General features: G+C 58.8%; 27 protein-coding genes. 18 read left to right on the forward strand and 9 right to left on the reverse strand.

The window, feature by feature from the left end; translation table 11 throughout:
• Positions 1-137 precede the first annotated feature (137 nt).
• On the forward strand, positions 138-2,288 hold the full coding sequence (locus ACE3SE_RS09385) for an AsmA family protein (RefSeq protein ID WP_374554851.1): 2,151 nt from the start codon (positions 138-140) through the stop codon (positions 2,286-2,288).
• Positions 2,289-2,370: 82 nt separating this feature from the next.
• Here the strand turns inward: ACE3SE_RS09385 and ACE3SE_RS09390 are convergent, their stop codons facing one another.
• Positions 2,371-4,338 carry a cation:proton antiporter domain-containing protein gene (locus ACE3SE_RS09390; RefSeq protein ID WP_045845723.1) on the reverse strand — a complete coding sequence of 656 codons (1,968 nt, stop codon included), beginning with the start codon at positions 4,336-4,338 and terminating at the stop codon, positions 2,371-2,373.
• Between the two features lie 217 nt (positions 4,339-4,555).
• Here ACE3SE_RS09390 and ACE3SE_RS09395 point away from each other — a divergent pair, with 217 nt between their 5' ends.
• From ACE3SE_RS09395 to ACE3SE_RS09465, 15 genes are all read left to right on the forward strand, one after another.
• A complete protein-coding gene (locus tag ACE3SE_RS09395) occupies positions 4,556-5,536 on the forward strand; it encodes a KpsF/GutQ family sugar-phosphate isomerase (protein ID WP_374554853.1) in 981 nt (326 codons plus the stop codon).
• A gap of 18 nt (positions 5,537-5,554) precedes the next feature.
• Complete coding sequence (locus tag ACE3SE_RS09400; RefSeq protein ID WP_045845551.1) at positions 5,555-6,079, forward strand: KdsC family phosphatase; 525 nt, start codon at positions 5,555-5,557, stop codon at positions 6,077-6,079.
• Positions 6,076-6,636: an LPS export ABC transporter periplasmic protein LptC gene (gene lptC, locus ACE3SE_RS09405; protein ID WP_045845550.1), complete on the forward strand. Its 561-nt coding sequence runs from the start codon at positions 6,076-6,078 to the stop codon at positions 6,634-6,636. Before ACE3SE_RS09400 ends, lptC begins: the two co-directional genes overlap by 4 nt.
• Positions 6,626-7,177 (forward strand): lipopolysaccharide transport periplasmic protein LptA, encoded by a 552-nt coding sequence (gene lptA / locus ACE3SE_RS09410; RefSeq protein ID WP_374554856.1) that lies wholly within the window; start codon positions 6,626-6,628, stop codon positions 7,175-7,177. Before lptC ends, lptA begins: the two co-directional genes overlap by 11 nt.
• Entirely contained in the window at positions 7,174-7,905 is a 732-nt protein-coding gene (gene lptB, locus ACE3SE_RS09415; protein ID WP_045845548.1) for an LPS export ABC transporter ATP-binding protein, read from the forward strand. The genes lptA and lptB overlap by 4 nt, the downstream gene beginning before the upstream one ends.
• A gap of 3 nt (positions 7,906-7,908) precedes the next feature.
• The gene (locus ACE3SE_RS09420) at positions 7,909-9,333 is read left to right on the forward strand and encodes an RNA polymerase factor sigma-54 (RefSeq protein WP_045845547.1); all 1,425 of its coding nucleotides are present in this window, start codon (positions 7,909-7,911) and stop codon (positions 9,331-9,333) included.
• Between the two features lie 71 nt (positions 9,334-9,404).
• Complete coding sequence (gene hpf, locus ACE3SE_RS09425) at positions 9,405-9,731, forward strand: ribosome hibernation-promoting factor, HPF/YfiA family (RefSeq protein ID WP_045845546.1); 327 nt, start codon at positions 9,405-9,407, stop codon at positions 9,729-9,731.
• A gap of 121 nt (positions 9,732-9,852) precedes the next feature.
• The gene (gene ptsN / locus ACE3SE_RS09430) at positions 9,853-10,317 is read left to right on the forward strand and encodes a PTS IIA-like nitrogen regulatory protein PtsN (protein WP_045845545.1); all 465 of its coding nucleotides are present in this window, start codon (positions 9,853-9,855) and stop codon (positions 10,315-10,317) included.
• Positions 10,310-11,266 carry an HPr(Ser) kinase/phosphatase gene (gene hprK, locus ACE3SE_RS09435; RefSeq protein WP_045845544.1) on the forward strand — a complete coding sequence of 319 codons (957 nt, stop codon included), beginning with the start codon at positions 10,310-10,312 and terminating at the stop codon, positions 11,264-11,266. Before ptsN ends, hprK begins: the two co-directional genes overlap by 8 nt.
• Entirely contained in the window at positions 11,247-12,089 is an 843-nt protein-coding gene (gene rapZ, locus ACE3SE_RS09440) for an RNase adapter RapZ (protein WP_045845543.1), read from the forward strand. The genes hprK and rapZ overlap by 20 nt, the downstream gene beginning before the upstream one ends.
• 65 nt (positions 12,090-12,154) lie before the next feature.
• Positions 12,155-12,775: a flavin prenyltransferase UbiX gene (locus ACE3SE_RS09445; protein ID WP_045845542.1), complete on the forward strand. Its 621-nt coding sequence runs from the start codon at positions 12,155-12,157 to the stop codon at positions 12,773-12,775.
• Between the two features lie 2 nt (positions 12,776-12,777).
• On the forward strand, positions 12,778-14,238 hold the full coding sequence (locus ACE3SE_RS09450) for an NAD(P)H-hydrate dehydratase (RefSeq protein ID WP_374554860.1): 1,461 nt from the start codon (positions 12,778-12,780) through the stop codon (positions 14,236-14,238).
• A 139-nt stretch (positions 14,239-14,377) separates the two neighbouring features.
• Positions 14,378-15,313, forward strand: coding sequence for a DMT family transporter (locus ACE3SE_RS09455; RefSeq protein ID WP_374554862.1), 936 nt, complete (start codon positions 14,378-14,380; stop codon positions 15,311-15,313).
• 225 nt (positions 15,314-15,538) lie between these two features.
• The gene (locus ACE3SE_RS09460) at positions 15,539-17,086 is read left to right on the forward strand and encodes a sensor histidine kinase (protein ID WP_165494100.1); all 1,548 of its coding nucleotides are present in this window, start codon (positions 15,539-15,541) and stop codon (positions 17,084-17,086) included.
• Positions 17,083-18,666, forward strand: a complete 1,584-nt coding sequence (locus tag ACE3SE_RS09465) for a DUF3369 domain-containing protein (protein ID WP_131355588.1) — start codon at positions 17,083-17,085, stop codon at positions 18,664-18,666. The genes ACE3SE_RS09460 and ACE3SE_RS09465 overlap by 4 nt, the downstream gene beginning before the upstream one ends.
• Before the next feature lie 66 nt (positions 18,667-18,732).
• Here ACE3SE_RS09465 and trhA read toward each other — a convergent pair whose 3' ends face one another.
• From trhA to ACE3SE_RS09500, 7 genes are all read right to left on the reverse strand, one after another.
• Complete coding sequence (gene trhA / locus ACE3SE_RS09470) at positions 18,733-19,350, reverse strand: PAQR family membrane homeostasis protein TrhA (RefSeq protein WP_045845537.1); 618 nt, start codon at positions 19,348-19,350, stop codon at positions 18,733-18,735.
• Between the two features lie 226 nt (positions 19,351-19,576).
• Positions 19,577-20,233 carry an adenylate kinase gene (gene adk / locus ACE3SE_RS09475; RefSeq protein ID WP_062788051.1) on the reverse strand — a complete coding sequence of 219 codons (657 nt, stop codon included), beginning with the start codon at positions 20,231-20,233 and terminating at the stop codon, positions 19,577-19,579.
• 79 nt (positions 20,234-20,312) lie between these two features.
• Entirely contained in the window at positions 20,313-21,074 is a 762-nt protein-coding gene (kdsB, locus tag ACE3SE_RS09480) for a 3-deoxy-manno-octulosonate cytidylyltransferase (protein WP_374554865.1), read from the reverse strand.
• Entirely contained in the window at positions 21,071-21,253 is a 183-nt protein-coding gene (locus tag ACE3SE_RS09485) for a Trm112 family protein (RefSeq protein ID WP_045845534.1), read from the reverse strand. Before ACE3SE_RS09485 ends, kdsB begins: the two co-directional genes overlap by 4 nt.
• Positions 21,243-22,274 carry a tetraacyldisaccharide 4'-kinase gene (gene lpxK, locus ACE3SE_RS09490; protein ID WP_374554867.1) on the reverse strand — a complete coding sequence of 344 codons (1,032 nt, stop codon included), beginning with the start codon at positions 22,272-22,274 and terminating at the stop codon, positions 21,243-21,245. Before lpxK ends, ACE3SE_RS09485 begins: the two co-directional genes overlap by 11 nt.
• A complete protein-coding gene (locus ACE3SE_RS09495) occupies positions 22,271-22,690 on the reverse strand; it encodes an ExbD/TolR family protein (RefSeq protein WP_374554869.1) in 420 nt (139 codons plus the stop codon). The genes lpxK and ACE3SE_RS09495 overlap by 4 nt, the downstream gene beginning before the upstream one ends.
• Complete coding sequence (locus tag ACE3SE_RS09500; protein ID WP_045845531.1) at positions 22,687-23,310, reverse strand: MotA/TolQ/ExbB proton channel family protein; 624 nt, start codon at positions 23,308-23,310, stop codon at positions 22,687-22,689. Before ACE3SE_RS09500 ends, ACE3SE_RS09495 begins: the two co-directional genes overlap by 4 nt.
• 381 nt (positions 23,311-23,691) lie before the next feature.
• Between ACE3SE_RS09500 and xseA the strand changes: the two genes are divergently transcribed.
• Positions 23,692-25,047 carry an exodeoxyribonuclease VII large subunit gene (xseA, locus tag ACE3SE_RS09505; RefSeq protein WP_374554872.1) on the forward strand — a complete coding sequence of 452 codons (1,356 nt, stop codon included), beginning with the start codon at positions 23,692-23,694 and terminating at the stop codon, positions 25,045-25,047.
• Positions 25,048-25,119: 72 nt separating this feature from the next.
• Complete coding sequence (locus tag ACE3SE_RS09510; RefSeq protein WP_374554874.1) at positions 25,120-25,575, forward strand: DUF4442 domain-containing protein; 456 nt, start codon at positions 25,120-25,122, stop codon at positions 25,573-25,575.
• A gap of 36 nt (positions 25,576-25,611) precedes the next feature.
• Here ACE3SE_RS09510 and ACE3SE_RS09515 read toward each other — a convergent pair whose 3' ends face one another.
• On the reverse strand, positions 25,612-25,908 hold the full coding sequence (locus ACE3SE_RS09515) for an ArsR/SmtB family transcription factor (RefSeq protein ID WP_045845528.1): 297 nt from the start codon (positions 25,906-25,908) through the stop codon (positions 25,612-25,614).
• Positions 25,909-25,997 lie beyond the last annotated feature (89 nt).

Below are 25,997 nucleotides of genomic sequence, written 5' to 3' on the forward strand. Positions count from 1 at the left end.
AAATTCGCGCTTTACAAATGCGGGCTGCCCGGTAATATTTTGGCTTCGCCAAACTCGGGCAAGCGGCTGCCTTATCCCTGTCAGCCACCGCATGCTTGCATATGAAACACTCCGCTTAGCCCCCCGAAGATGCACTCATGAAATGGAACTCCGGCCGGCTATGGCTACGAATTGCCGTCTACGGCAGCGGCTCAGTGATTGCGCTGTTCGTACTGATACAGGCCCTCATTTTCTGGCAGTTTGATGAAGCCGCAGTGCGCAAGACCCTGAACAGCGCACTGAATGACACCGGCCGACAGGTCGCGGTGGAAGGCAAGATCACGCCGCTGTTATTCCCGTCCCCGGGCCTGAGCATTCACCAGTTGAACATCAGCGAACCTGGCAGCAAGCAAAGCTTTGCCCGGGTGGAACAGCTGGATGTCTATCTGTCATGGATTCCGCTACTTACCGGCAACCGCGAAATCAAGGCGCTGGAAATGCATGGCGTCACCGCCAGCATTGCCCGTGGTGCCGATGGCCGGCTGTCCATCATGGACCTGCTGCTGCATCGCTCCCCCGGCACCGTCAGCATGAAGCTGGACCGCTTGCTCGTCCGTGAAGGTACCTTGCTGTATACCGATCACAGCAGCGGGACCGAACAGAAGCTGGATACCGTCAGCCTGGACGCCGACGACCTGCGCAGTGGCGCCAGCCTGACTGCCGCTGCCATTCTCAGCAATGGCAAGCGCCCCATCCGCCTGGCGGTCAGCACCCCGCTCACCATTCAGGATGATCAGGTCAGCCTGGAAAAGCTGGACGCCGTGGCCATTTCCGAAGTACCCGGCCTTGGCGAAAGCAAGTTTGCCGCCACCGGCCAGTACAAACTCAACTTTGCCACCTTACAGACTTCCGGCAAGGACCTCAGCTTCCGCTTCAGCAGCGAGCGGCCCAGCAGCCAGCTGGAACTCAAGGTGCCAGAGCTCAATGCCAGCTTCAATGAAGTCAGCATTCCCACTGGCCGTCTGAGTGGCAAGCTGAGCTATGCCCACAGCCAGTACCAGCTGGACGCGGGCCTGGACAACCTGAAACTGACCGAAGGCGGCATGGCTGCCGACAAGGTGAATGGCAATTTCAACTGGCAGGCCGGTGATACCCGTCTCAACTTCAAGTTGGATGCTCCGCTGGCGCTGATGGGCATGAAGCAGCTGCGCATGCAGCCCCTGAACATGACCGCCACCGTCACCACCCCGCTGCTGCCGCGCGGCAAGCTGGTGTCCAGCATGCAAGGTGCGCTGGATGGTGATCTGGACGAGCCCCGCCTCAACCTGCGCGTGGCAGGCAAACTGGACGGCTCGGACCTGTCGGTCACCGTCAGCCAGTTTGGCCTGATGAAACCACGGCATGAAGTCACGCTGTCGGTGGGCAAGCTGGACCTGAACCGCTATCTGCCCGAGAGCAAGGGCGATCCGGTGGCCATTTTCCAGGATGGCAAGCCGATTCCGCTGGACTGGCTGGACTACTTCGACCTGACCGGCAAAGTGGCCGTCGGCGAACTGTCCATGGGCCGCTTCCGCATGAACAACCTCAACGCCAGCGTGCGCATCAACCCGCGCGAACTGGAGCTGGACCAGATGTCCGCCGACATCTACCAGGGCCGCTTGCAAGGCGACATGCTGCTGGCGCGCCGCGATACACCGCATCTGGAAGTCAAGCAGACACTGAAGGACATGAACATCCGCCCGCTGTTGGTGGACCTGCTCAACTTCAACCGGCTGGATGGCAAGGGCAATGGCAAGATCGACGTGACAGCGGACGGCAAGTCCTTCCTCGAACTGCGCAACACCCTGACCGGCAATGTGGAAACCAGCCTGAACAAGGGCGCGCTGACCGGTATCGACCTGGTAGCCGCACTGAAGAACCTGCCGGCAGAACTGAAGGAATGGAACTCGCCGGCGCAGGCCGACCAGAAAACCACCTTCTCCACCCTGTCCGCCGCCTTCCGCCTGGACAAGGGCGTGGCACGCAGTCAGAACATGCAGCTGGCCTCGCAACTGGTGAATGTCAAAGGCGCTGGCAAGGTGGACCTGACGCAGAATATTGTGGACTACACCATGGATGTGCAGGCCAATCCGCAAGAATTCAGCCGCCTGAAGGGCGTCAACGTGCCACTCAAGATTACCGGCCCGCTCAATGCTCCGGTTTACGCGCTGGACTTCAACGCCATGGTGAAGGGCAAGAAGACCGAAGGTGAAAAACAGCAGGCGCTGAAGCAGGAACTGAAAAAGCAGATCACCACCATTCTGCCCTGAACCCCGTTCAGTCAGCCAAAGCAAAAGGCCGTGTCAATGACACGGCCTTTGTCATGCCAGACCTTGCATCAGCTCTGCAAGATCACCCCTGCAGGATACGGCTTTCAGCAAGGGCCAGTTGCTCCGGCGTCCCCAGCACCACCAACACGTCATTGGCGGCGATTTCAAAGCTGTCGTCAAAATCCAGCCGGCGAATGCTGTTGCGGCGGATGGCCTTGACCTCCACCCCCAGCGCCTGCAGCTGCAAGGCCCCCAGCGGATGGCCGATGGCATGCGCGCCAGGGCAGGCCTGAATGCTCAGCAAGCGCGGCACCAGGGCCTCGTCCAGCCCCTCGCCATCGTCACTGGTACCGCGAAAGAAGCCACGGAACAGGTTATAGCGTTCTTCACGTACAGAACGGATACGGCGCAATACCCGGTTCAGCGGCACCCCCAGCACCATCAGCGCTTGCGAGGCCAGCATCAGGCTGCCCTCCATCACCTCGGCCACCACTTCATCCGCCCCTGCCTTGCGCAACTGGTCGATATCGCTGTCGTCCACCGTGCGCACGATCACCGGCAGATCAGGCCGCGCAGACTGTACGGTATGCAGGATGCGCAGCGCCGCATGGGTATCGGCAAAGGTCACCACCACCACCTTGGCGCGCATCAGGCCACCGGCCACCAGCACTTCTTTCTTGCCGGCATCGCCAAACACCACCGGGTCGCCAGCCTCGCCAGCTTCGCGCACCCGTTCCGGGTCCATGTCCAGCGCAAAGAAGGGAATGTCTTCCGTCTCAAGCAAACGGGCCAGCGCCTGACCGCTACGGCCATAACCGCAAATCAGCACATGGTCGGACTTGCCCATGCTTTCCACCAGCAAGTGGTGCAGGCTGAAGGCCTGCATCATCCAGTCCTGCTTTACCAGACGACGGGTGATGGCTTCGCCGTGCATGATCATGAAGGGTGCCACCAGCATGGACAGCAGGATGGCGGCAATGGCGGCCTGCTCGGTGCTTTCGGCAATCAGGCCCAGGTTGCCGGACAAGGCCAGCAGCACAAAGCCGAACTCACCACCCTGCGCCAGGGCGAGGCCGGCACGCATGGAGTGATTGGGCTGGTGACGCAGCAGCCGCCCCAGTACAAACACGATGCCCAGCTTGGCCAGCAGCAGCAAGCCCAGCATCAGCGCCACTTCGCCAAAGCGCTGGTACAGGATGGGCAATTGCAGGCGCATGCCGACGGTGACAAAGAAAAAGCCCAGCAGGATATCGCGGAAAGGCTTGATGTCCTCTTCCACCTGATAGCGGTATTCGGTTTCGGAAATCAGCATACCGGCCACAAAGGCACCCAGTGCCAGCGACAGGCCGGACAGCTCGGTCAGCCAGGCCACCCCAAGGGTGATCAGCAAGACGTTGATCATGAACAGCTCGCCCGAGCGCTGTCTGGCCACCAGATGGAACCAGGGACGCATCAGGCGCTGGCCGAAAAACAGCAGCAAGGCCATCACCGCCACCACTTTCACTGCAGCCAGGCCCAGGTCCATCCACAGGGTTTCACTGCCACCGGCAAAGGCAGGCAGCAGAATCAGCAGCGGGACCACGGCAATGTCCTGAAACAGCAGTACACCGATGGCCAGTTGTCCGTGCTGCAGGTTCAGCTCCAGCCGCTCGGTCAGCAATTTGCTGACAATGGCGGTGGATGACATGGCCAGGGCGCCCCCCACGGCAAAGCCGGACAGTGCAGAGCCGGTCAGCCAGCCCATCACCACGGCAATCAGCAGCAAGGTCACCACCACCTGCGCCAGGCCAAGGCCGAATACCAGATGGCGCATGGCCCGCAGCTTGGGCAGGGAGAACTCCAGCCCGATGGAAAACATCATGAACACGATGCCGATTTCACCCAGGAACTGCGTTTCTTCGCCTTCCGGAATCACGCTGGCCACACCGGGTCCGGCCAGGAAACCCACCACCAGGTAGCCCAGCATAGGTGGTACGCGCAAGCTGCGACACAAGGTAACGGACAACACGGCAGCCAGCAAAACCAGCACAATCGGGGCGAGCGAATGCATGAACGCAACCATCTCCTGTGAAAAAGCGGGAAAAAAGCCATGACAAGCAGCACGGCACAAGGCAATGATCAAGCGCCCCGACCATCCGGCAAGCGCATGGTCCGGAACAAAAAGGCAGGCAGGTGCATGACACCATGACAGGGCAAAATCACACGCCAAGCAAAAGATGCACCAGCTTCTGCCTCCGACGATTATAACCTTTGATATACTTTCCCCTATGGAAAAAGCGCAAACAAGCTCCCGGCTCGATCTGGCACGTGAAGTGCTGCAGACCGAGGCGGATGCAATTCTGGCCCTGTCAGGCCGCCTGAACGGCGATTTTCTGCGCGCCGTGGATGCCATTCTGGCCTGCCGTGGCCGCATTGTGGTAACAGGCATGGGCAAGTCCGGCCACGTCGGACGCAAGATCGCCGCCACGCTGGCCAGCACCGGCAGCCCGGCCTTTTTTGTTCACCCGGCCGAAGCCGCCCACGGCGACCTGGGCATGATTACCGCACAGGATGTGGTCATCGCCCTGTCCAACTCCGGCGAATCCGGTGAAGTGGTTGCCCTGCTGCCCGCGCTCAAGCGCAAGGGGCTGGTGCTGATCGGCATGACTGGCAACCCCTCATCCTCGCTGGGCCGCGAAGCCGACATCCTGCTGGACACCCAGGTGGAAAAAGAAGCCTGCCCGCTGGGCCTGGCCCCCACCACCAGCACTACGGTGCAGATTGCGCTGGGCGATGCCCTGGCAGTCACCCTGCTGGATGCCCGCCAGTTCGGCCCGGAAGACTTTGCCCTGTCGCACCCCGGCGGCAGCCTGGGCCGGCGGCTGCTGGTCCATGTCAAGGACCTGATGCACAGCGGCGACGAACTGCCGCGCGTATTGCCCGGCACGCCGCTGAAAGATGCCTTGCTGGAAATGTCGCACCAGCGCCTGGGCATGGTGGCCATTGCCACGGCGGACAATGACATCAAGGGTATTTATACCGATGGCGACCTGCGCCGCACACTGGAACGCTCCGGCAATATCTACGACCTGCAGATCGACCAGGTGATGAGCCCTGCCCCGCAAACCATCCTGCACAGCAAGCTGGCCACCGAGGCCGTCCACCTGATGGAACAGCGCCGCATCACCAGCCTGCTGGTAGTGGATGCCGACGGCAAGCTGGCCGGCGCCATCCACATGCACGACCTGCTCAAGGCCGGCGTCGTCTAGCCGCCAACAAGGAAGCCCATGCAAGCCATTACCGAACAAGCCCGCAAGATCAAGCTCCTGATCATGGACGTTGACGGCGTCATGACCGATGGCCGCATTTACTACAATGCCCAGGGTGAAGAGAGCAAGTCCTTCTATGTGCAGGACGGCCTGGGCCTCAAGCTGTTGCAATCCACCGGCGTACGGCTGGCCATCATCTCCGGGCGGGCCGACCGCTGCGTGGAGCACCGCGCGCAGGCACTGGGCATCGACTTTTACTTCGGTGGCATCCACAACAAGCAGGAAGCCCTGAACCAGTTGCTGCAACAGGCGGATGTCACGCTGGAACAATGCGCCTTCATCGGCGACGACCTGATCGACCTGCCGGTTCTGCGCCGCGTCGGCCTGGCGGTGGCCGTGCCGGCCGCCCCCACCCTGGTGCGCCAGCATGCCCACTATGTCACCGGCTTCCCCGGCGGTCAGGGTGCAGTGCGTGAACTGGCCGAGCTGATCATGCAGGCGCAAGGCAATTTTGACGCCATCGTGGCACGGTATCTGGCATGATCCGTTCGCACCGCCTGTTTCCCATCCTGCTGGTGCTGATCACCGGCTTGCTGACCGTCTGGCTGGATGCCGTGTCACGCTGGCAGCCCAGCAAGCACGAGCTGGACCCGAACAAGCCAGAAGTCGTGGCGCAAGGCGTGATGGCCACCCGCTTCGACCCCAAGGGCATGCTGCAGGACAAGATGATTGCCAGCCGCATGTGGCAATACCCGGACCGCACCGAGTCGTATTTCGAATCGCCGGACCTGCAAAGCTACAAGAATGGCGTACTGGCCTACCATGCCATTGGTGAAAGCGGCCGTTACAACAGCAAGACCAAACAGGTACTGTTCGACAAGAAAGTCACGCTGATCCAGCCGGCCACCGCCACACAACAGGAAACCCGCGTAGTCAGCAGCAATATGCGCATTGACACCGTCAAGCACATTGCCCGCGCCGACACCCTCACGCACTTCTACTATGGCAAGTCCAGCGGCAGTGCCGTGGGCTTCATTTACGAGCAGCAGGCTGGTCAGTTACAGCTGCTGTCCAACGCAAAGGCCACTTATGAAAAATAACTGCCGCCGCTTCATCCGGCTGGCCTGGCTGGCCCTCGGCCTGTGCGCCATCCAGACCGCCCATGCCGAAAAGGCCGACCGGGACAAGCCCATCGAAATCAGTGCCGACCGGGGCAACCTCGACCAGCTCAAGGGCGTCACGGTATGGCAAGGCAATGTCGTCATCATCCAGGGCACACTCAAGCTCAATGCCGACCGCGCCACGGTCACCCAGGACAAACAGGGTAACCAGACCATGCAGGCCACCGGACGCCAGGTCAACTTCCGCCAGAAAATGGACGGCAAGAACGAATGGATCGAAGGCCAGGCCAACCAGCTGGACTACAACACCGTCACCCACGTTGCCGTGCTCACCGGCAATGCCCGCGTCAAGCGCGGCAGTGACCTGGTCATCGGCAATGTCATTACCTACAACACCGAAACCGAAATGTATGAAGTCAGCAGCGGTGCCAGCAGCAACGGCGGCCGCGTGACTGCCATCATCCAGCCCAGGCCCAGAGACAACAGCCCTGCCAAGAAAACTGACGGAAGCACTCCATGAGCGGCCCCAGCATCCTGAAAGTGGAGCGCCTGAAAAAGCGCTTCAAAAAACGTACGGTGGTAAAGGACGTCGCCCTGCAGATCCAGAGCGGGGAAGTGGTCGGCCTGCTTGGTCCCAACGGTGCCGGCAAGACCACCAGCTTTTACATGATCGTCGGACTGATCGGTGCCGATGAAGGCGAAATCACGCTGGATGGCAACAGTATCACCCACCTGCCCATTCATCAGCGCGCCCGCCTGGGGCTAGGCTATTTGCCGCAGGAAGCTTCCATTTTCCGCAAGATGACAGTGGAAGAAAACATCACGGCGGTGCTGGAAATTGCCGGTTACAAGGGCGACAAACTGGAGCAGGAACTCAGCCTGTTGCTCGACGACCTCAATATCGCCCACCTGCGCGAAAGCAATGCGCTGGCACTGTCCGGTGGCGAGCGCCGCCGGGTGGAAATTGCCCGCGTACTGGCCACCCGCCCGCGCTTCATCCTGCTGGACGAACCGTTTGCCGGTGTAGACCCGATTGCCGTCATCGACATCCAGAAAATCATCACCTTCCTGCAACAGCGTGGCATTGGCGTATTGATTACCGACCACAATGTGCGTGAAACCCTGCGCATCTGCGATCGCGCCTACATCATCAGTGATGGTTCGGTACTGGCTTCCGGCGAGCCGGAAGAACTGGTCAACAACGAGAAAGTGCGCCAGGTTTACCTGGGCGAGCACTTCCACCTGTAAGCCATGAAACAGTCACTACAGCTGCGGGTCTCCCAGCAACTCACCCTCACGCCGCAACTGCAACAGTCCATCAAGCTGTTGCAGCTGTCCACGCTCGACCTGCAGGCAGAAGTCGAACGCTTCTTGCTGGACAACCCCATGCTGGAACGCGGCGATGAGCCGCCCTCGCATGACAGCAGCCCGGCAGAAACGCCGGCTGCCCAGGAAGAATCCACCAGCACGGCGTCGGACAGCAGCGATGGTGACAACAGCCAGGACGCCAGCAATGGCGAACTCACCGACTGGGGCAGTGGCAGCCGCCGCAACGACGGGGACGATGAATTTGACCCCATGCTCAACGTACCCTGCCCGGTCAGCCTGCGCGAACACCTGCTGGCGCAGCTGGGTGAACTGACCCTGCCCACCCGCGACCAGGCCATTGTCCAGCTGCTGATCGAAGAACTGGACGACAACGGTTTCCTGACTACCGATCTGGAAGAACTGGCCAGCAACCTGCCGCTGGAACTGGAACTGGAAACCGATGAACTGATGGTCGGGCTGCGCCTGTTACAGCAATTCGACCCTCCCGGCATTGCCGCGCGTAACCTGGCCGAGTCGCTTGGCCTGCAACTGGCCCGTTTGCCCGCCAACGAGCCCGGCCATGCACTGGCACGCCAGATTGTGGCCGAGCACCTGACGCTGCTGGGCAACCGCGACTACACCCGGCTGAAGCGCATTCTGGGCGTGGATGACGAAGCCATCCGCCAGGCACAGCAACTGATCGCCCGGCTGACCCCTCACCCGGCGTCCGGTTTCGGCGGCGAAGACGTGCACTATGTCATCCCGGATGTGACCGTGCGCAAACGGCGTGGTCACTGGGTAGCCGAACTCAATAACGGCGCGGTACCGCGCTTGCGCGTCAACCAGCTGTATGCCCAGATGCTGTCGGAAAACCGCGCTGGCGCAGGCGAACTGACTGGCCGACTGCAAGAAGCAAAATGGCTGGTCAAGAACATCCAGCAACGATTTGACACCATTCTGAAAGTGTCAGAAGCTATAGTCGAAAGACAGCAAGCGTTCTTTGAACACGGTGAAGTCGCCATGCGGCCGCTTATCCTGCGGGACATCGCAGACGAACTTGGCCTGCATGAATCGACCGTATCACGCGTCACCACGCAGAAATACCTGCTTTGCCCTCGTGGTCTGTTCGAGCTGAAGTATTTCTTTGGCAGTGCACTGGAAACCGACAGCGGCGGCGAATGCTCGGCAACGGCCATCAAGGCGCATATCCGCCGCATGATAGACGGTGAAAACCCGGCCAAGCCACTTTCGGACAGCGCCATTGCCGACGAACTGGGCAAGCAAGGGATTCAGGTTGCAAGACGCACCGTTGCGAAGTATCGTGAAGCTATGCAGATACCGCCGGTCAATCTGCGCAAGGCATTGTGATTCACGCCTTGAAGTATATCCGCTCGCCCGGCCGACCCGACCGGGCAGTCAACACAAGAAGGAGTTAGGGTATGAACCTCAAAGTAACCGGTCTCCACCTCGAAGTAACCCCGGCCATCCGCGAATTCGTGGAAACCAAGCTGGAACGCATCACCCGCCATGTCGATCACGTGATTGACGTTGCTGTCACCCTGTCGGTAGACAAGCTGGTGCACAAGGCGGAAGTGAATGTTCACCTCTCCGGCAAGGATATCCATGTAGAGGCCACCGACTCCGACATGTACGCTGCCATCGACGCGCTGATGGACAAGCTCGATCGCCAAGTACTCAAGCACAAGGAAAAACAAAGCGAACACCGTGCAACAAGCCCACAGGTTCAACAGGAAGCCAGCTTGTAAACATTAAGTATTCGATGCGGGAACCCGGCGGGTTCCCGTTTTTATTTGCTCGGAGCCTTTTTCATTTTGATGAAGGCAACGTAGAATTGGCCAGTTTCTGTAGCCGCGTGCAACCATTCCTATGAGCCTGATTGGCAAAATCCTGACACAGGATCACATCCTCCCGGACCTGGATGTCGCCAGCAAGAAGCGCGTCTTCGAGCAGGTGGGCCTCCTTATCGAAAACACCCACGGCATCGCCCGCAGTGAAATTTTCGACTGCTTGTTTGCCCGGGAAAAACTGGGCTCTACCGGCCTTGGCCAAGGGGTGGCCATTCCGCATGGCCGTGCCAGAGGGCTCAAGGAAGCGGCGGGCGTGTTCATTCGCCTGAAGAACCCGATTCCTTTCGATGCGCCGGATGGCAAGCCGGTACAAAGCCTGTTTGTCCTGCTGGTGCCGGAACAGGCAACCGACCTGCACTTGCAGGTACTCTCGGAACTGGCACAGCTGTTCTCCAGCAAACAGCTGCGTGAACAACTGCTCAGCGCAAGCTCGCGTGCCGATCTGTACCAGCTGCTCACCGGATGGAATACCAACCATGCCTAGCATTACCGTGCGCCGGTTGTATCAGGACAACCAGCAAAAGCTCAACCTGACCTGGGTTGCAGGAACCGGCGGCGCGGACAGCCCCATCGGCAACGACGAACAACGCCCCACCCTGGCCCTGGTCGGCCACCTGAATTTCATTCACCCCAACCGGGTGCAAGTGCTGGGTCTGGCCGAGGTGGACTACCTCAACCGGCTGGAACAATCCGCCGCCAAGACCGCGCTGGACCAACTGTTCCACAAAACCATGTCGGTGGTGATGGTGGCCAATGGCCAGCCAGTGCCCAAACTGCTGCGCGACTACTGCCACACCCACAATGTGCCGCTGATGAGCACGCCGCTGGAAAGCCCCTACCTGATGGATGTGCTGCGCATCTATCTGGCGCGCGCACTGGCGGTTTCCACCGTGTTGCATGGCGTGTTTCTGGATGTACTGGAAATCGGCGTGCTGATCATGGGCGATTCGGCCATGGGCAAGAGCGAACTGGCACTGGAGCTGATTTCCCGTGGTCACGGCATGGTGGCCGATGATGCGGTGGAACTGTACCGCATCGGCCCGGAAACCCTGGAAGGCCGTTGCCCGCCGCTGCTGCGCGATTTTCTGGAAGTGCGCGGCCTGGGCATCCTGAATATCCGTACCATTTTTGGCGAAACCGCCGTGCGGCCCAAAAAGGTGCTAAAACTGATTATTCACCTGGTCAAGGCCAACGACCAGGCGATGCAAGCCTTGGACCGGCTGAATATCCAGTCGGAAACCCAGGACATCATTGGCGTGACGGTGCGCAAGGTAGTGCTGCCGGTGGCGGCGGGTCGCAACCTTGCGGTGCTGGTTGAAGCGGCTGTGCGCAACTACATCCTGCAACTGCGCGGCATCGACAGTACCCGAGAGTTCATCGAACGCCATACCAACTTCCTCAGAGATCAGGAAAATGCGCCTGATATTGATTAGCGGCCTGTCCGGTTCCGGTAAATCCATCGCCCTGCGCGCACTGGAGGACTCCGGCTTTTACTGTGTGGACAACCTGCCAGCCACCATGCTGCATGAAGCCATGTCGCTTTATGCCGATTATGGCTACCAGCAGATTGCCATCAGCGTGGACACCCGCTCCAGCCCTTCGCTGGGCGCACTGCCTGCCGAGGTGGACAAGCTGCGTCAGCAAGGCGTGGATGTACGCTTGCTGTTTCTCGAGGCCAAGCCGGAAACCCTGGTCAAGCGCTTTTCCGAAACCCGCCGCCGGCACCCGCTGTCGGGTAGCGGCTCCACGGTGGAGGAATGTATCCAGCTGGAGCAGGAACTGCTGGCCAGCGTGCAGGAAATGGGTATTCGCATAGACACCAGCGAGTTGTCTGCCAATGCCTTGAAAACGGCCATCAAGCAACTGGTGGAAGCAGACAGCAGCCGGCTCACCATCATTTTCGAATCCTTCGGCTTCAAGCATGGCGTACCGCTGAACGCCGACTTCGTGTTTGACGTCCGCTGCCTGCCCAATCCCTATTACGACCTGGCTTTGCGCCCGTTTACCGGTCGCGACCAACCCATCATCGACTTCTTTGCAGGGCAACCGCTGGTCGCCCAGATGGCCGAAGATATCCGCTGCATGATTCTGAAATGGTTGCCGGAATTCAGCCGGGAAAACCGCAGCTATCTCACCGTGGCCATCGGCTGTACCGGTGGTCAGCATCGCTCTGTCTTTATTGCCGAACAACTGGCCAAGGCCTTTCCGGCCGAACAGGTCCTGTTGCGACATCGCCAGTTGTTTCGCGAATCCTGACCGGTCACCTGCCCGGCTCGCAGCATCCCGCTGCGCCGGCAGGCAGGACCGCCACTGGAAACAAGATGCAAACACCCCAAACCGTTACCGTTGCCCTTACCGGAGCCTCCGGCCTGCCCTATGGCCTGCGGCTGATCGACACCCTGATTGGTGCAGGCGTCCGCGTATGGGTACTTTATTCCCAGGCAGCACAAATCGTAGCCAAGCAGGAGATGGACCTGCAACTCCCCTCCCGCCCTGCCGAATTTGCCCAATGGTTGCAACAACGCACAGCTGCCGCAGAAGGACAGCTGGCGGTATTTGGCCGTGAAGAATGGTTTGCTCCGGTCGCCTCCGGCTCCAACCCGGCCGACGCCATGGTGGTCTGTCCCTGCTCCATGGGCACCCTGGCCGCCATTGCACAAGGCATGAGCGACAACCTGATTGAACGGGCTGCCGATGTCAGCATCAAGGAAGGGCGCAAGCTGATTCTGGTACCACGGGAAACACCATTCTCCGTCATTCACCTGGAAAACATGCTCAAGCTGGCGCGGCTTGGAGTGGTGATCCTGCCACCGTCACCAGGCTTTTATACGCACCCGTCCACCATCGAAGACATGGTGGACTTTGTGGTCGCGCGAATACTGGACCAGCTACGCGTTCCCAATAGCCTGATGCCCCGCTGGGGAGAACCCGGCAAGGAGTAAGCATGCACAATGCAGCCCTGTGGAGCCTGGAGGACTTGCGTCAGCTGGAAGTGGTCACCGCACAGCGTGGCATCCAGCTGATGCAGCAGGCCGCGCAAGCCACGGTCGATTGGGTGGAGCAGCATGTCGCGCAAGGTGCGCGCATTCTGGTAGCTGCCGGTCCGGGCAATAACGGCGGCGATGCCTTGGTGGCAGCAGTACTACTGATGCAGCAAGGTTATCAGGTGGATGTGCTGCTGCCACAGCCACCGCTCAGTACAGAAGCCCGTGAGGCACTCCAGACCCTGCGCCAGGCTGGCGGCCTGCCGCTACAGCAGTTGAGTACTGATTACCCTCCGCCTGCCCTGCTGATTGATGGTCTGTTTGGCATTGGTCTGAACCGGCCGCTGGATGACTTCTGGTGCCAGCTCATCAAGCAGCTGAACCAGCTGTCCTGCCCCACACTGGCACTGGATTGCCCCAGTGGCCTGAATGCCTATACCGGCCAGGCTCCTTCAGCCTGCATCAAGGCCAGCCACACGCTGACCTTCCTGTGCCACAAACCAGGTTTGTTTTATGCCGCCGGTGCCAACCATGCAGGACAAGTGGAATGTGCACCGCTGGACTATCCCGCAGAACTACAACCAGTGGCTGCCGGTTATTTGAACCGGCAGGATGCCCGCATGCTGCGACGAGAACCGGATAGCCATAAAGGCAGCCACGGCACGGTCAGCATTGTGGGAGGCTGCCCCGGCATGAGCGGTGCCGTGTTGCTGGCCGGACGCGCCGCACTGGCCGGAGGCGCGGGCAAGGTCCATGTGCTGAGCCTGGATCCACGACTGGTCGTCGATACTGCCTTTCCCGAATTGATGCTGCATGGCGACGCCCAGCCTGCCAAGCAGCCAGCTTGTGATGTCCTGGCAGTGGGCCCCGGCCTCGGGCAAAGCGTGCAAGCTGTGCAGTGGCTGCAACAATCGCTGGGCAGCCCGCTGCCGCTGGTGCTGGATGCGGATGCCCTCAATCTGCTGGCAGCCGATACCGGTTTGCAAAAACATCTGCGCCAGCGAAAGGCCGCCACCATCATCACGCCGCATCCGGCAGAAGCTGCCCGTCTGCTGGACTGTACCACTGTGGATATTCAGGCAAACCGGCTACAGGCCGCACAACAACTGGCCGCTACACTCAATGCAGTTGTGGTGCTCAAGGGGGCGGGCAGCCTGATATGCGCGCCCAGACAGCCCTATTACCTGAATACCAGCGGCGGCCCGGCACTGGCAGTCGCCGGACAGGGTGATGTCCTGACCGGCCTGATTGCCGCCTTATTGGCGCAGGGTATGAGCGCACTGGCAGCCAGCTGCCTTGCGGTCCGGGTTCATGGCCTGGCCGGGGACCAGTATCAACAGGAAGCTGGCGGCCCCATTGGCCTTACCGCATCGGCTACTGCCTTGCGCTGCAGCGCCATCCTTAATCGATTAAGCAGTTAAAGCACCGTCCACGATCGCGATTCGGAGCGCTATCTCTCCACACACAAAGTCGATTAATGACATAGTCATTATAAAATTTATAAATTATTCTTTTTTTATAGAAAAGTACCGTTCTCTGTGCTGTACACGGCTAGGTAGAATGGAGCCATTCCGTGATGGGAGATTTTCCTTGCAGCAACAGAAGAAAGCATATTTGTTCGGGCTGAGCGCCGTATTGGCATGGTCTACCGTGGCAACCGCCTTCAAGATCAGCCTGGCCCATTTGTCTCCGGCACAACTGGTTTTGTATGCAAGCATTGCCTCCACCCTTTGCCTGTTGGGAATTTTGCTAGCCCAGGGCAGGCTTGGCAGCCTGTGGCCTGCATTACGACAACACTGGCGCCATTCCTTAGTACTGGGTGCGGTTAACCCGCTGATTTACTACCTGATCCTGTTTCAGGCCTATGCGCTGCTGCCGGCACAAGAGGCCCAGGCCATCAATTACACCTGGGCGCTCACCATGACGCTGCTCTCGGTCCCCTTGCTCAAGCACAAACTCAGCCTGCACGACGCCCTGGCTGCCATCATTTGCTATCTGGGCGTGCTGGTGATTGGCACCCACGGTCAGTTGCTGAGCCTGCATTTTTCCAGCTTGCGCGGCGTGGGCTTCGCTCTGGCTTCCACTTTGCTGTGGGCGGCCTACTGGATCTTCAATGCCCGTGACAAGCGCGAACCGGTGCTGGGACTGACGCTCAATTTCTTGATGTCACTCCCCTTGGCCCTGCTGTATTGCGCACTCACCGGCCAGCTGACTCCCGTTGCCTGGCAGGGACTGGCCGGAGCTGCGTATGTCGGTGCGCTGGAAATGGGCTTCACTTTTGTCTTGTGGCTCAGTGCGATGAAACTGACCTCCAGCACGGCCAAGATCGCCAACCTGATTTTCCTGTCACCGCTGTTATCGCTGGTGCTGATCCACTTTGTCATCGGGGAAGCCATCCTGCCATCCACACTGCTTGGTCTGGGGCTGATTCTCGGTGGTCTGCTGCTGCAAAAGCTGCAACGCAGCCAAGCCAGTTGTGCGGTACAGGCACAGTAGACCATCAGGCACAGGCTGGATATTGCTGGTCAGCACCGCGGATTACACACCTTCTTCTGCACAAAAGTGGTGCCATTTACCACCGGAATCCATGGAACTGACGTTTCCCTGACAGATTGAAGTGACATCCTCATGCAAGCAGTGACACCATGCATGACAGGCAAAAGTGGCATTTCAGTTCAAGACTTCCTAGGATTAAGCAGGCCTAAAGGGATAATAAAAGTAATGAACAGTATCAAATCCAAGCTCAGGCTCTGGCTGATGATAGGGGTGACGGTAGTGGTGGCCATTACCGGCTTGATGACGTACCAGCAAAACCGTAGCCAGGACGAAGAAGACTATCAGGCACAGCGCGCCTCACTGCAGGCACGGCTGGCACTGGCCTTGCCGCATGGTGTGTGGCAAATGGATGATGCCTACACCAGGCTGACACTGGATGCCGAACTGGGCTGGAGCTCCGTACTGGCCATCCGCATCACGGGTGATGCCGGACTGAACATCGGCCGGATCCGCAATAATGACACGGCCTCTCTGCGGGATATGGCACCTGCAGAAAAACCGGTTGCCGACGACACGCTGACCATTCCCATCATCTATCAGAACCGTGAAAAGCTGGGTGTGGCGACCATCTATCTGTCACGTAGCCAACTGGCCCATCGCCAGACCATGCACTTGCTGGAAATCCTGCTGGAAATCCTGGTGCTGGATGGCCTGATTTTCATTGTGATGACGTATAACCTGAACCGCTTTGTGTTCGACCCGCTCAAGGAACTGCAACGCGCGCTGGACCAGGCAGCCAGCAGCAACGATGCCAGGTCACTACGCCTGACCGAAGCCACGCAGGATGAATTCGGCGCGGTCAGACGCAGTTTCAACCGTATTGTGGATCGCATCTCGGCTGATCTGGCCATGCGGACGGCAGCCGAAGCACAGGCGCGCCAGGAGCGCGACAATGCAGAACAAGCCCTGCAACAACTGGTGCAAACCCAGCAAACGCTGGTGGAAAGCGAAAAACTGGCCTCGCTGGGTAGCCTGGTGGCCGGTGTGGCCCATGAAATCAACACGCCTGTCGGCATCACGCTGACCACGGCCTCCCATCTGGCCACCAGTACACTGCACATCACCGAGAAACTGGACAACGGCGGCATCAAGAAAAGCGACTTCCAGGCCTATCTGGATTCGGCCCGTGAATGCTGCGACCTCATCCTGTCCAATTCCGAACGCGCAGCCAGCCTGATCCACAGCTTCAAACAGGTTGCCGTCGACCAGACCAGTGAACAACGGCGGGATTTCCAGCTAAACGATTACCTGAGCGAAATCGTCACCAGCCTCAAGCCGCGTTTCAAGCGCTCCCAAACCAATATCACCATCGACTGTGAAGATGACTTGCTACTGGACAGCTACCCCGGAGCCATCTCCCAGGTGGTGACCAATCTGCTGGTCAATGCCCTGGTACATGGATTTGAAGAAAAACCGGGCGGCAATATCCACATCCGCGCCGAGCGCTACCAGGCGGCCGAAGTGCGCCTGAGCATCCAGGATGATGGCAAAGGAATACCGGCAGAAAACATCAACCGGGTGTTCGATCCTTTTTTCACCACACGACGTGGCAATGGCGGCAGCGGCCTGGGCTTGCACATCGTCTATAACATCATCCGGCAACGTCTCGGTGGCACGATCGAAGTGCACAGCGAAGTGGGCAAAGGCAGCGTATTCATCATTACCATGCCCTGCACCGCTCCCGAGGTTTCCCACAAGGAGGGTAAGCGATGAGCCAGCAAGAGAGTAACGATGACAACTGGCTGCTGGAGGACGACCCGGCAGACGCCGGCAATGCACTGCAGTCGTACAAACGGCCATGGAAAATCCTGATCGTTGATGACGAACCGGATGTGCACAGTGCGACATCGCTGGCGATACGCAACATCCGTTACAAGGATCGCGGGCTGGAACTGATCAGCGCCTATTCCGCGGCACAAGCCGAGCAGATGCTGCAGCTGCACGATCATGTCGCCCTGATCCTGCTTGATGTGGTAATGGAAACCGATGATGCCGGATTGCAGCTGGTACAGCGCATTCGCGAAGTCATGCAGAACAACACCACCCGCATCGTGCTGCGCACCGGCCAGCCCGGCCAGGCACCAGAGCAGGAGGTGATCCTCAATTACGATATCAACGACTACAAGACCAAGACCGAGCTGACGGTACAAAAGCTGTTCACTACCGTGATTGCCTCCCTGCGGGCCTATGAGAACCTGATTACCATCGAAAAGAACCGTCAGGGGCTGGCCAAGATTCTGGAAGGTGCGGCCGATTTGTACCAGATGTTCTCGCTCAAGGAATTTGCCTCCGGGGTGCTCAAGCAGATCAGCGCCATTCTGGACGTAGGCACCGATGGCATTCTGTGCGTGGAAAGCACGCCGGACCTGACCGGTCGGCCACAACTGGAAATCCTGGCCGCTGCAGGTGCCTATGAAACCCTGCTCGAAAGCGGCAGCCTGGACGATTATCCCGAATTGGCCCAGGCCATCCGTCAGGCCTTGCTGGAAAAGCGCAATATCTATCAGCACCCCTACGATGTGCTGTGCATCACGGCCCAGAACGGCCGGGAATTTGCCGTACACTTCACGCCACCCTGGCCGCTGGATGATGTCGAGCGCAATCTGCTGGAAGTCTTCTGCCAACGGATTTCCTCGGCCTATGACAACCTCTACCTGTACAACCAGCTGCGCCATTCGCAAGAGGCCACCGTGGTGGCACTGGCGGCCCTGGCCGAATACCGCGATACGGACACCGGGGCACACGTACAACGGGTACAGAAACTGACCCATGCCATTGCCAGTGAAATCCGCCGGGGCGGACATTATCTGGAACAGCTCAGTCCGGACTTCATGGACATGGTGGGCATGGCCAGCATCCTGCACGATGTGGGCAAGGTCGGAACGCCGGACCACATCCTGTTCAAGCCCGGCAAGCTGGACCCGGACGAACGCCGCATCATGGAACAACACGCCAGCATTGGTGCCAGCATTCTGGCCAAGTCGGCCCAGATGGTGGAAGGACAAAGCTATTTGTCACTCGGCTCGGAAATTGCCGGCGGGCATCACGAACACTTCGATGGCAATGGCTACCCGCAAAAGCTGAGTGGCCAGGCCATCCCGCTGTCGGCGCGCATTGTCGCCGTGGTAGATGTGTTTGACGCCCTGCTCAACAAGCGTCCCTATAAAGAACCATGGGAGCTGTCCGAAACCCTGGACTATATCCGCAGCCGTGCCGGCAGCCAGTTCGACCCGGTGGTGGTCACCGCACTGTGCACGCTGGTGGAGGAAAACCGTCTGCCTTTCGAGCTATAACATCTGCTGCAACGAAAAAAGCCGCGCTGATTTATCAGGGCGGCTTTTTCAATACTGGGGCAAGGCTCAGGCAACGTAGAACATCACGCTGACGAACTGGCAGATGCTGCCACCCATCACGAACAAATGCCAGATGCCGTGCCCGTGACGGATCTTCTCGTCATTGATGAACCAGTAAATGCCCACGCTATAGATCACCCCGCCCAGCGCCAGCCAGAACAGGCCACCCCAGGACATGGCTGCAATCAGGGGCTGCATTGCAATCACCACCAGCCAGCCCATCACCACATAGAGAATCATCGACAACAAACGCGTACGTCGCCCCAGCGTGAGTTCCTGGACGATGCCGAAAATGGCCAGCCCCCAGCTCAAACCGAACAAGGTCCATCCCCATGCACCACGCAAGGTCACCAGACAGTATGGCGTGTAGCTCCCCGCGATCAGCAGGTAGATGGCCGAGTGGTCGCACTTTTGCAAAATCGCCTTGGCACGGCCTTTGGCGCTGTGATACAGGGTGGAAATCAGATACAGCAATACCAAGGTGGAACCGTACAGGCTGAAGCTGACGATCTTCCAGGGGTCACCCTGCTCGGCAGCCACATACACCAGGCTGATCAGCCCGGTCACCGCCAGAACGGTACCAATCAGATGGGAAATGCCGTTGAAGCGCTCTCCGTAATACATGTCACTCTCTCTTCTTACTGCAACCATGTGCATGGCCAGCTACGACTACGAGTCAAACAAACGATTGACTGTTCCCGGTACAGGCAGTTCCTGCAGGGACTACAACTAGTTGGCGGCACAAACCGGCAATGCAAGTTCAAACCGCCACTTATTCTCGATATCAAACAGTATACAAAAACAAAGCGGGCCGCAGCCCGCTTTGTCACATTGGCAGTAAAAACGTCGCTCAGGCGCCCAATGCCTTCAGCACGTTGCCACGAACCACTTCAACCGGTTGTGTGCCATCAATCTTCACATACTTCGGTGCCTTGGCATCACCGCTGGCAGCACGCTGGCCGTAGAAACCAACCAGGACTTCGGTTTGCTCGTGATATACCGCCAGACGCTTTTTCACGGTTTCTTCGTGGTCGTCGTCACGCTGGATCAGGTCTTCACCGGTTTCGTCATCCTTGCCAGCCACTTTCGGCGGGTTGAAGGTAACGTGGTAAGTGCGACCAGATGCCACGTGTACGCGACGGCCAGCCATGCGCTCGACAATGGCGGCATCCGGCACGTCGATTTCCACCACGTAGTCGATATCCACACCAGCCGCAATCATGGCTTCAGCCTGCGGAATGGTGCGCGGGAAACCGTCAAACAGGAAACCCTTGGCACAGTCGTCCTGTGCAATACGCTCCTTGACCAGACCGATGATGATATCGTCACGCACCAGGCCGCCGGCATCCATGATGGCCTTGGCTTCCAGACCCAGCGGCGTACCGGCCTTCACGGCAGCACGCAGCATGTCGCCGGTGGAAATCTGCGGAATGCCGAATTCCTCGCGGATATAGTTAGCCTGGGTACCCTTGCCAGCGCCCGGAGCGCCCAACAGAATCAATCGCATAATTACTCCCGTCAGTTTGTATGTCGTTTATTGTGATTGGTGTTCTTCGGCCGTCTTGCATTGCGGCCTTGCCTGACGCTCAGCGTCCGGCCAGTACGGCACGCACCCGTTCCAGATCCTCCGGCGTATCCACGCCGGCTGCGGGTGCCTCGCTCACCGTGGCCACCATGATGGGGTAGCCGTGCCACAACACGCGCAGTTGTTCCAGTGCTTCAAACTGTTCCAGCGGTGCCGGGCTCAATGAGCTGTAGGTTTGCAAAAAACCTGCCTGGTAGGCATACATGCCAATGTGCCGCAGGACCGGTAGGTCGGCAGGCAACACGCTTGTATCGTGTGCAAACGCGTCACGGGCATAGGGGATGGGCGCCCGGCTGAAATACAGGGCCCGCCCAGCGTGATCCAGTACCACCTTGACCACATTGGGATTGAACATGTCCTGCGCGGCATGAAAAGGGTGCGCCACCGTTGCCATCGGTACACCTGTTTCTGCCATCAGTGCTGCCAGCTTGTCGATCAGGGCCGGGTCGATCAAGGGCTCGTCGCCCTGTACGTTCACCACCACCTGCCCGGCAGGCCATTGCATGCGCTGCGCGACTTCAGCCAGACGGTCAGTACCGCTGGCGTGATCTTCCCGCGTCATCACCGCTTCGATGCCATGTGCGACACAGGCTGCGAGAATGTCGGGATGATCGGTTGCCACCACCACCTGGCTGGCGCGGCTTTTTGCTGCCTGCTCGGCCACGCGCACCACCATGGGTTTGCCACCCAGGTCGGCAAGCGGCTTGCCTGGCAGACGGCTGGACGCCATGCGCGCCGGAATGACGATGGCAAAACCGCTCATTTTACTTCTTCTTCCGGCGCCAGTTCGCGCGCCTCGGTTTCCAGCATCATCGGGATGCCGTCCTTGATCGGGAATGCCAGACGGTCGCCCTTGCAGATCAGTTCCTGCCGGGTCTTGTCGAGTACCAGCGGGCCTTTGCACAGCGGGCACACCAGAATGTCCAGAAATTTAGCGTCCATGTCTTATCTTCAATCGGGAAAGTAGCCAGCCGGCAAGATCCGGCGTCAGCTGGGCCGTCACCGGCAAGGTCCATAGTCTAGCACGCTGCGCCGCATCATGAATCACTCCCCGCAATTTCACCGCATCTTTGCTGGTGACGATGACGGGACTGTCGCCGCCAGGCAAATCGGCAGCACTGAAAACATGATGATCGGGAAAATGCAGGCACTGCTGCAAAGTAAAGCCTTGCTGTTGCAAGGTTTGGAAAAATCGCTCCGGGTGACCGATGCCAGCCAGCGCAATCACCGGCTGCCCGGCAAAATCTCCTGCCGGGCGATAACGGTCTGGCTGGGCCAGCGATTGCAGCATCCCGCACTGCAATTGCATGTCAAACCGCGGCAGGTCTGCCGGCAAGGGCAAGTCGGCACCATGACCATTCACCACCACGGCATCAACACTGGCCAGCCGGCTGGCAGGCTCGCGCAAGGGGCCACCAGGCAACAGGTGTCCGTTACCCAGCCCGCGGGCCCCGTCCAGCACCACCACCTCCAGCGTGCGAGCCAAACGATAATGCTGCAGGCCGTCATCGGTCAGGATCAGCTGTGTTTCGGGGTACAGACGTAACAGGTGCTCACCCGCGGCCACCCGGTCCCGCCCGACCACTACCGGCGCACCACTGGCGGCCAGCAGCAGCGGTTCATCCCCCACTTCGTCAGGCGTGCTCTCCGGCAAGACCAGGGTTGGCTCAGCATGCGAACCGCCGTAACCACGGCTGATCACCCCCACCCGGACACCTTGCTGATGCAGGCTGGCCAGCAAACCCAGGGTGAGCGGCGTCTTGCCCACACCACCGACATTGATGTTGCCGATGACCACCACCGGCACACCCAGGCGCTGGCTGCGCAATATACCAAGCCGATACCCTGCCCTGCGCAGGCCCGCCAACAGAGCAAACAGCCCTTCCAGCGGAGCCAGAAGGGCTGTCAGCCACCATCTCGGTTGATACCAGTGGCGTTCGATCAGTTGACTGAGTCGACTCACGGTGTGGTGTTCTGCGTGGCAAATGTCAGCTGCAACAAACCGGCTGCCCGGGCAGCCTCCATCACGCTGATCACCGATTGATGGGTCGCCTTGGCATCGGCATTCACCACCACCACCGGGTCTTTCTTGCCGGCAGCCGCATCACGCAGCTGGGCTTGCAAGCCGGCCTTATCACCCGGCAACAGTTTATGGCCCGCCACCTCCATTTCACCGGAAGCCGCCACAGCAACGGTAATCGGAGTGGCTTCCTGCTGACTGGTATCGGCCTGCGCCGTGGGCAGGTTGATCTTCATCTCGGCAAATTTGGAATAGGTCGTGGTGACCATCAGGAAAATCAGGATCACCAGCAACAGGTCAATCATCGGGATGAAGTTGATTTCCGGCTCCTCACGGTGCCGTCCGCGACGGAAATTCATGACTGGTTACCGTTCTGACGCTCGCCATGCACCACTTCAACCAGCTTCACTGCCTGTGCTTCCATTTCCACCAGCAAGCCATCCACACGAGCGCGGAAATGACGGTAGAACATCATGCTGGGAATGGCCACGATCAGGCCGAAAGCGGTGTTGTACAGGGCAATGGAAATACCATGGGCCAACTGTTGCGGATTGCTGGAACCACCCGGTGCCTGGGAACCAAAGATTTCAATCATCCCGATTACCGTACCCAGCAAACCCAGCAGCGGTGCCATGGCGGCAATGGTACCCAGCGTATTGAGAAAACGTTCCAGCTGGTGCGCCACCACACGGCCTTCGTCCTCGATGGCATCTTTCATTACTTCACGACTGACACCAACATTACGCAGGCCCGCAGCGAACAGCTTGCCCAGCGGGGAATGGTTCTGGAGCAACTGCAACAATTCGGCAGAGGCTCCGGCGCGGCGGTATTCGGCCACGGTTTGTGCCAACAGACCATCAGGAACGATCAACGAGGCACGCAAACTGAACAGACGCTCGAAGATGATGGCCAGCGAAATGACCGAGGCCAGAATGATGGTCCAGATCGGCCAGCCGGCCGCTTCAACAATTGACCACACGAAACACTCTCCAAAGCTTTAGCTAAACGCTAAACTTTAGCGGTTGCGCCAGTTCTCGGCAACCATGGCGGCTGTCATGCAGCGCAGAAAAACAGGAAATTACGAAACAAATACAAGAAAATTCCCTAAGCTGTGATTTTGTAAGGGAAATTTGCCTGCATCCACAGATCCTGTGGATAACTTTGTTGATAAGCATGTGAACAGATAGGGCAAAACCGCACGGCAGGCCCATTTCCGGCAACTGACCGCAATTTGTACAAACAATATAACATATTGATTGTACAGTGATTTATTTTCAATCACTTAACGCCACATCCTTCTTTGTCCGACAATTTACAGACGACAAAAACCGGTATTTTTGTTGTGGATGACTTGACAACCATGAATTTCAATAGCACGGCCAATGACGTCATCAGCGTCTCTTCCCTTAATCGCATGGTGCGTGACTTGCTGGAGTCCGGCCTGCCACCGTTGTGGATTGGCGGAGAAATTTCCAACCTGACCCTGGCTGCGTCTGGTCATGCCTATTTCTCCCTCAAGGATGGCGGCGCACAAATACGCTGCGTGATGTTCCGCCACAAATTGTCCTTGCTGCCGTTTCGTCTGGCAGAAGGCATGCAAGTGGAACTCAAGGGCCTGGTCACCCTGTACGAGGCCCGCGGCGATTACCAGATCAATGTTGACACCATGCGCTCTGCGGGGCTTGGCCGCCTGTACGAGGCCTTCGAAAAGCTGAAAAGCCGCTTGAGTGCTGAAGGCTTGTTTGATGCAGCACGCAAACGTCCGCTGCCAGCACACCCTGCAGCCATCGGCATTGTCACCTCACCGGCTGCGGCGGCGCTGCGCGACGTGGTCACCACGCTGGCCCGGCGCATGCCGGACATCCCGGTCATTCTTTACCCTGCGCAGGTGCAAGGGGAAAGCGCTGCGCGACAGATTGCAGCCGCCATCGAGCAAGCCTCGGCACGGCAGGAAGTAGAAGTGCTGATTGTCTGTCGCGGCGGTGGCAGCATTGAAGACTTGTGGTCGTTCAACGAAGAGATTGTTGCGCGTGCCATTGCCGCCTGCCGGATTCCGGTGGTCAGCGGTGTCGGCCACGAAACCGACTTCACCATTTGCGATTTTGTTGCTGACCGCCGCGCCCCTACGCCGACTGCGGCAGCAGAACTGGTTTCCCCCAGCCAGGAGCAAGTGCGCCTGCAACTGGAGCAAGCCAAACGCGGGCTGGAGCGAGCACTGGGTCGGCTGCTGGTGGATAAATCACAGCAACTGGACTACCTGTCCCGCCGGCTGAATCACCCGGGAGAAATACTGCGACGGCAAGTGCAAAGCCTGCAGCAGGCATCCGTGCGTTTACGTCGTAGCCTGGATGGCGTATTTGACCGTCGCCGCTTTGGCTTGCAATTGGCAAACAGCCGCCTGCAGCGGCATCAGCCACAGTTGCTGCGCCAGCAACATCAGCTGAACCAGTTGCAGGGAAGCTTGCAACGCGGCATGCAACTGCTTATCAGCCGCCGCAAACAGATGCTGCAACAACAGGCAGCCACGCTCGAAGCCATGAATCCGCAGGCAGTACTCAACCGTGGTTATGCCATCGTGCAAAAGCAGGATGGTCATGCGGTGAAGTCGCCACAGGAATTGCTGAACCGCGAGCGCGTGCTGTTGCGCCTGGCCGATGGCGTCACCGAAGCGCTGGTCGATCACCCCACTGGCGCGCAACCGGAGTTGCCCTTCTGAAAAGCAAGGGCGCTTGACAGCGGGATGAAATGTATCGAGGATGAATATCAAACAACCGTTTGAATTTAAGCCATGAAACTTTCACCACGCCTGCTCAAGACACTGATCAATCTGTGGCCGCCCTTTCTGGGTGCCGGCATCAAGGTGGGGCATATTGCGCCAGACTGGCAGCAGGTGGATGTACGCCTGCGGCTCGGGCTGACCAATCGCAATTACGTTGGCGTGCATTTCGGTGGCAGTCTGTATGCCATGACAGACCCGTTTTTCATGCTGATGCTGATGCAGTCGCTGGGACCGGACTACGTGGTATGGGACAAGGCGGGCAGTATCGAATATCACAAACCGGGCAAAGGGGTGGTGCACGCCCGTTTCAATCTGGACCATCAGCAGATCGCAGATATCCGACGCCATACTGCGACTGGAGAAAAACACCTGCCGCAACTGAAAGTCGATATCCGGGACAGTGCTGGCGACGTGGTGGCGACGGTGCACAAAACCCTGTACGTCAGACGCAAAAAAGGCCACTGAGCGGCCTTTTTGCATTGACGATGCCAGGCTGAAAGATCAGTCGACAAAGCCACAAAATACTTCTCGCATCATTTTCAGTACTTCCAGCGTCCGGATATCACCAACCCGGTAATATACCCGGTTGGCATCTTTTCGTGTCCGGAGAACACCCTTGTCACGCATGATGGCCAGATGCTGGGAAATGTTGCTCTGCGAGGTTCCCACCTGCTCCACAATATCCTGCACGCTGACTTCCTGGTCGCCCAGTACCGAAATGATCTTCAACCGCAAGGGATGAGACATTGCCTTCATCGCCCGCGAGGACTGTTCGATCTGGTCATCGTTGAACAGCAAGCTCTGCTCCTAAGTAGTTTGCAATGCGTATTTATATTGGTTTGACTACGGTACAATACTAACTAAAAAAATCAATACCATCAAGAATT

This window comes from Aquitalea pelogenes, assembly GCF_041914625.1.
Taxonomy (GTDB): Bacteria; Pseudomonadota; Gammaproteobacteria; order Burkholderiales; family Chromobacteriaceae; genus Aquitalea; species Aquitalea pelogenes.

Coding starts and splice junctions, on each gene's coding strand:
- ACE3SE_RS09400 (WP_045845551.1), top strand. CDS start 5,555: ATGCAAGCCATTACCGAACAAGCCCGCAAGATCAAGCTCCTGATCATG.
- rapZ (WP_045845543.1), top strand. CDS start 11,247: ATGCGCCTGATATTGATTAGCGGCCTGTCCGGTTCCGGTAAATCCATC.
- lptB (WP_045845548.1), top strand. CDS start 7,174: ATGAGCGGCCCCAGCATCCTGAAAGTGGAGCGCCTGAAAAAGCGCTTC.
- ACE3SE_RS09485 (WP_045845534.1), bottom strand. CDS start 21,253: ATGGACGCTAAATTTCTGGACATTCTGGTGTGCCCGCTGTGCAAAGGC.
- ACE3SE_RS09510 (WP_374554874.1), top strand. CDS start 25,120: ATGAAACTTTCACCACGCCTGCTCAAGACACTGATCAATCTGTGGCCG.
- ACE3SE_RS09465 (WP_131355588.1), top strand. CDS start 17,083: ATGAGCCAGCAAGAGAGTAACGATGACAACTGGCTGCTGGAGGACGAC.
- hprK (WP_045845544.1), top strand. CDS start 10,310: ATGCCTAGCATTACCGTGCGCCGGTTGTATCAGGACAACCAGCAAAAG.
- lptA (WP_374554856.1), top strand. CDS start 6,626: ATGAAAAATAACTGCCGCCGCTTCATCCGGCTGGCCTGGCTGGCCCTC.
- ACE3SE_RS09455 (WP_374554862.1), top strand. CDS start 14,378: ATGGAGCCATTCCGTGATGGGAGATTTTCCTTGCAGCAACAGAAGAAA.
- ACE3SE_RS09460 (WP_165494100.1), top strand. CDS start 15,539: ATGAACAGTATCAAATCCAAGCTCAGGCTCTGGCTGATGATAGGGGTG.
- ACE3SE_RS09385 (WP_374554851.1), top strand. CDS start 138: ATGAAATGGAACTCCGGCCGGCTATGGCTACGAATTGCCGTCTACGGC.
- trhA (WP_045845537.1), bottom strand. CDS start 19,350: ATGTATTACGGAGAGCGCTTCAACGGCATTTCCCATCTGATTGGTACC.
- adk (WP_062788051.1), bottom strand. CDS start 20,233: ATGCGATTGATTCTGTTGGGCGCTCCGGGCGCTGGCAAGGGTACCCAG.
- kdsB (WP_374554865.1), bottom strand. CDS start 21,074: ATGAGCGGTTTTGCCATCGTCATTCCGGCGCGCATGGCGTCCAGCCGT.
- ACE3SE_RS09495 (WP_374554869.1), bottom strand. CDS start 22,690: ATGAATTTCCGTCGCGGACGGCACCGTGAGGAGCCGGAAATCAACTTC.
- ACE3SE_RS09395 (WP_374554853.1), top strand. CDS start 4,556: ATGGAAAAAGCGCAAACAAGCTCCCGGCTCGATCTGGCACGTGAAGTG.
- xseA (WP_374554872.1), top strand. CDS start 23,692: ATGAATTTCAATAGCACGGCCAATGACGTCATCAGCGTCTCTTCCCTT.
- lptC (WP_045845550.1), top strand. CDS start 6,076: ATGATCCGTTCGCACCGCCTGTTTCCCATCCTGCTGGTGCTGATCACC.
- ACE3SE_RS09450 (WP_374554860.1), top strand. CDS start 12,778: ATGCACAATGCAGCCCTGTGGAGCCTGGAGGACTTGCGTCAGCTGGAA.
- ptsN (WP_045845545.1), top strand. CDS start 9,853: ATGAGCCTGATTGGCAAAATCCTGACACAGGATCACATCCTCCCGGAC.
- ACE3SE_RS09390 (WP_045845723.1), bottom strand. CDS start 4,338: ATGCATTCGCTCGCCCCGATTGTGCTGGTTTTGCTGGCTGCCGTGTTG.
- ACE3SE_RS09445 (WP_045845542.1), top strand. CDS start 12,155: ATGCAAACACCCCAAACCGTTACCGTTGCCCTTACCGGAGCCTCCGGC.
- ACE3SE_RS09420 (WP_045845547.1), top strand. CDS start 7,909: ATGAAACAGTCACTACAGCTGCGGGTCTCCCAGCAACTCACCCTCACG.
- hpf (WP_045845546.1), top strand. CDS start 9,405: ATGAACCTCAAAGTAACCGGTCTCCACCTCGAAGTAACCCCGGCCATC.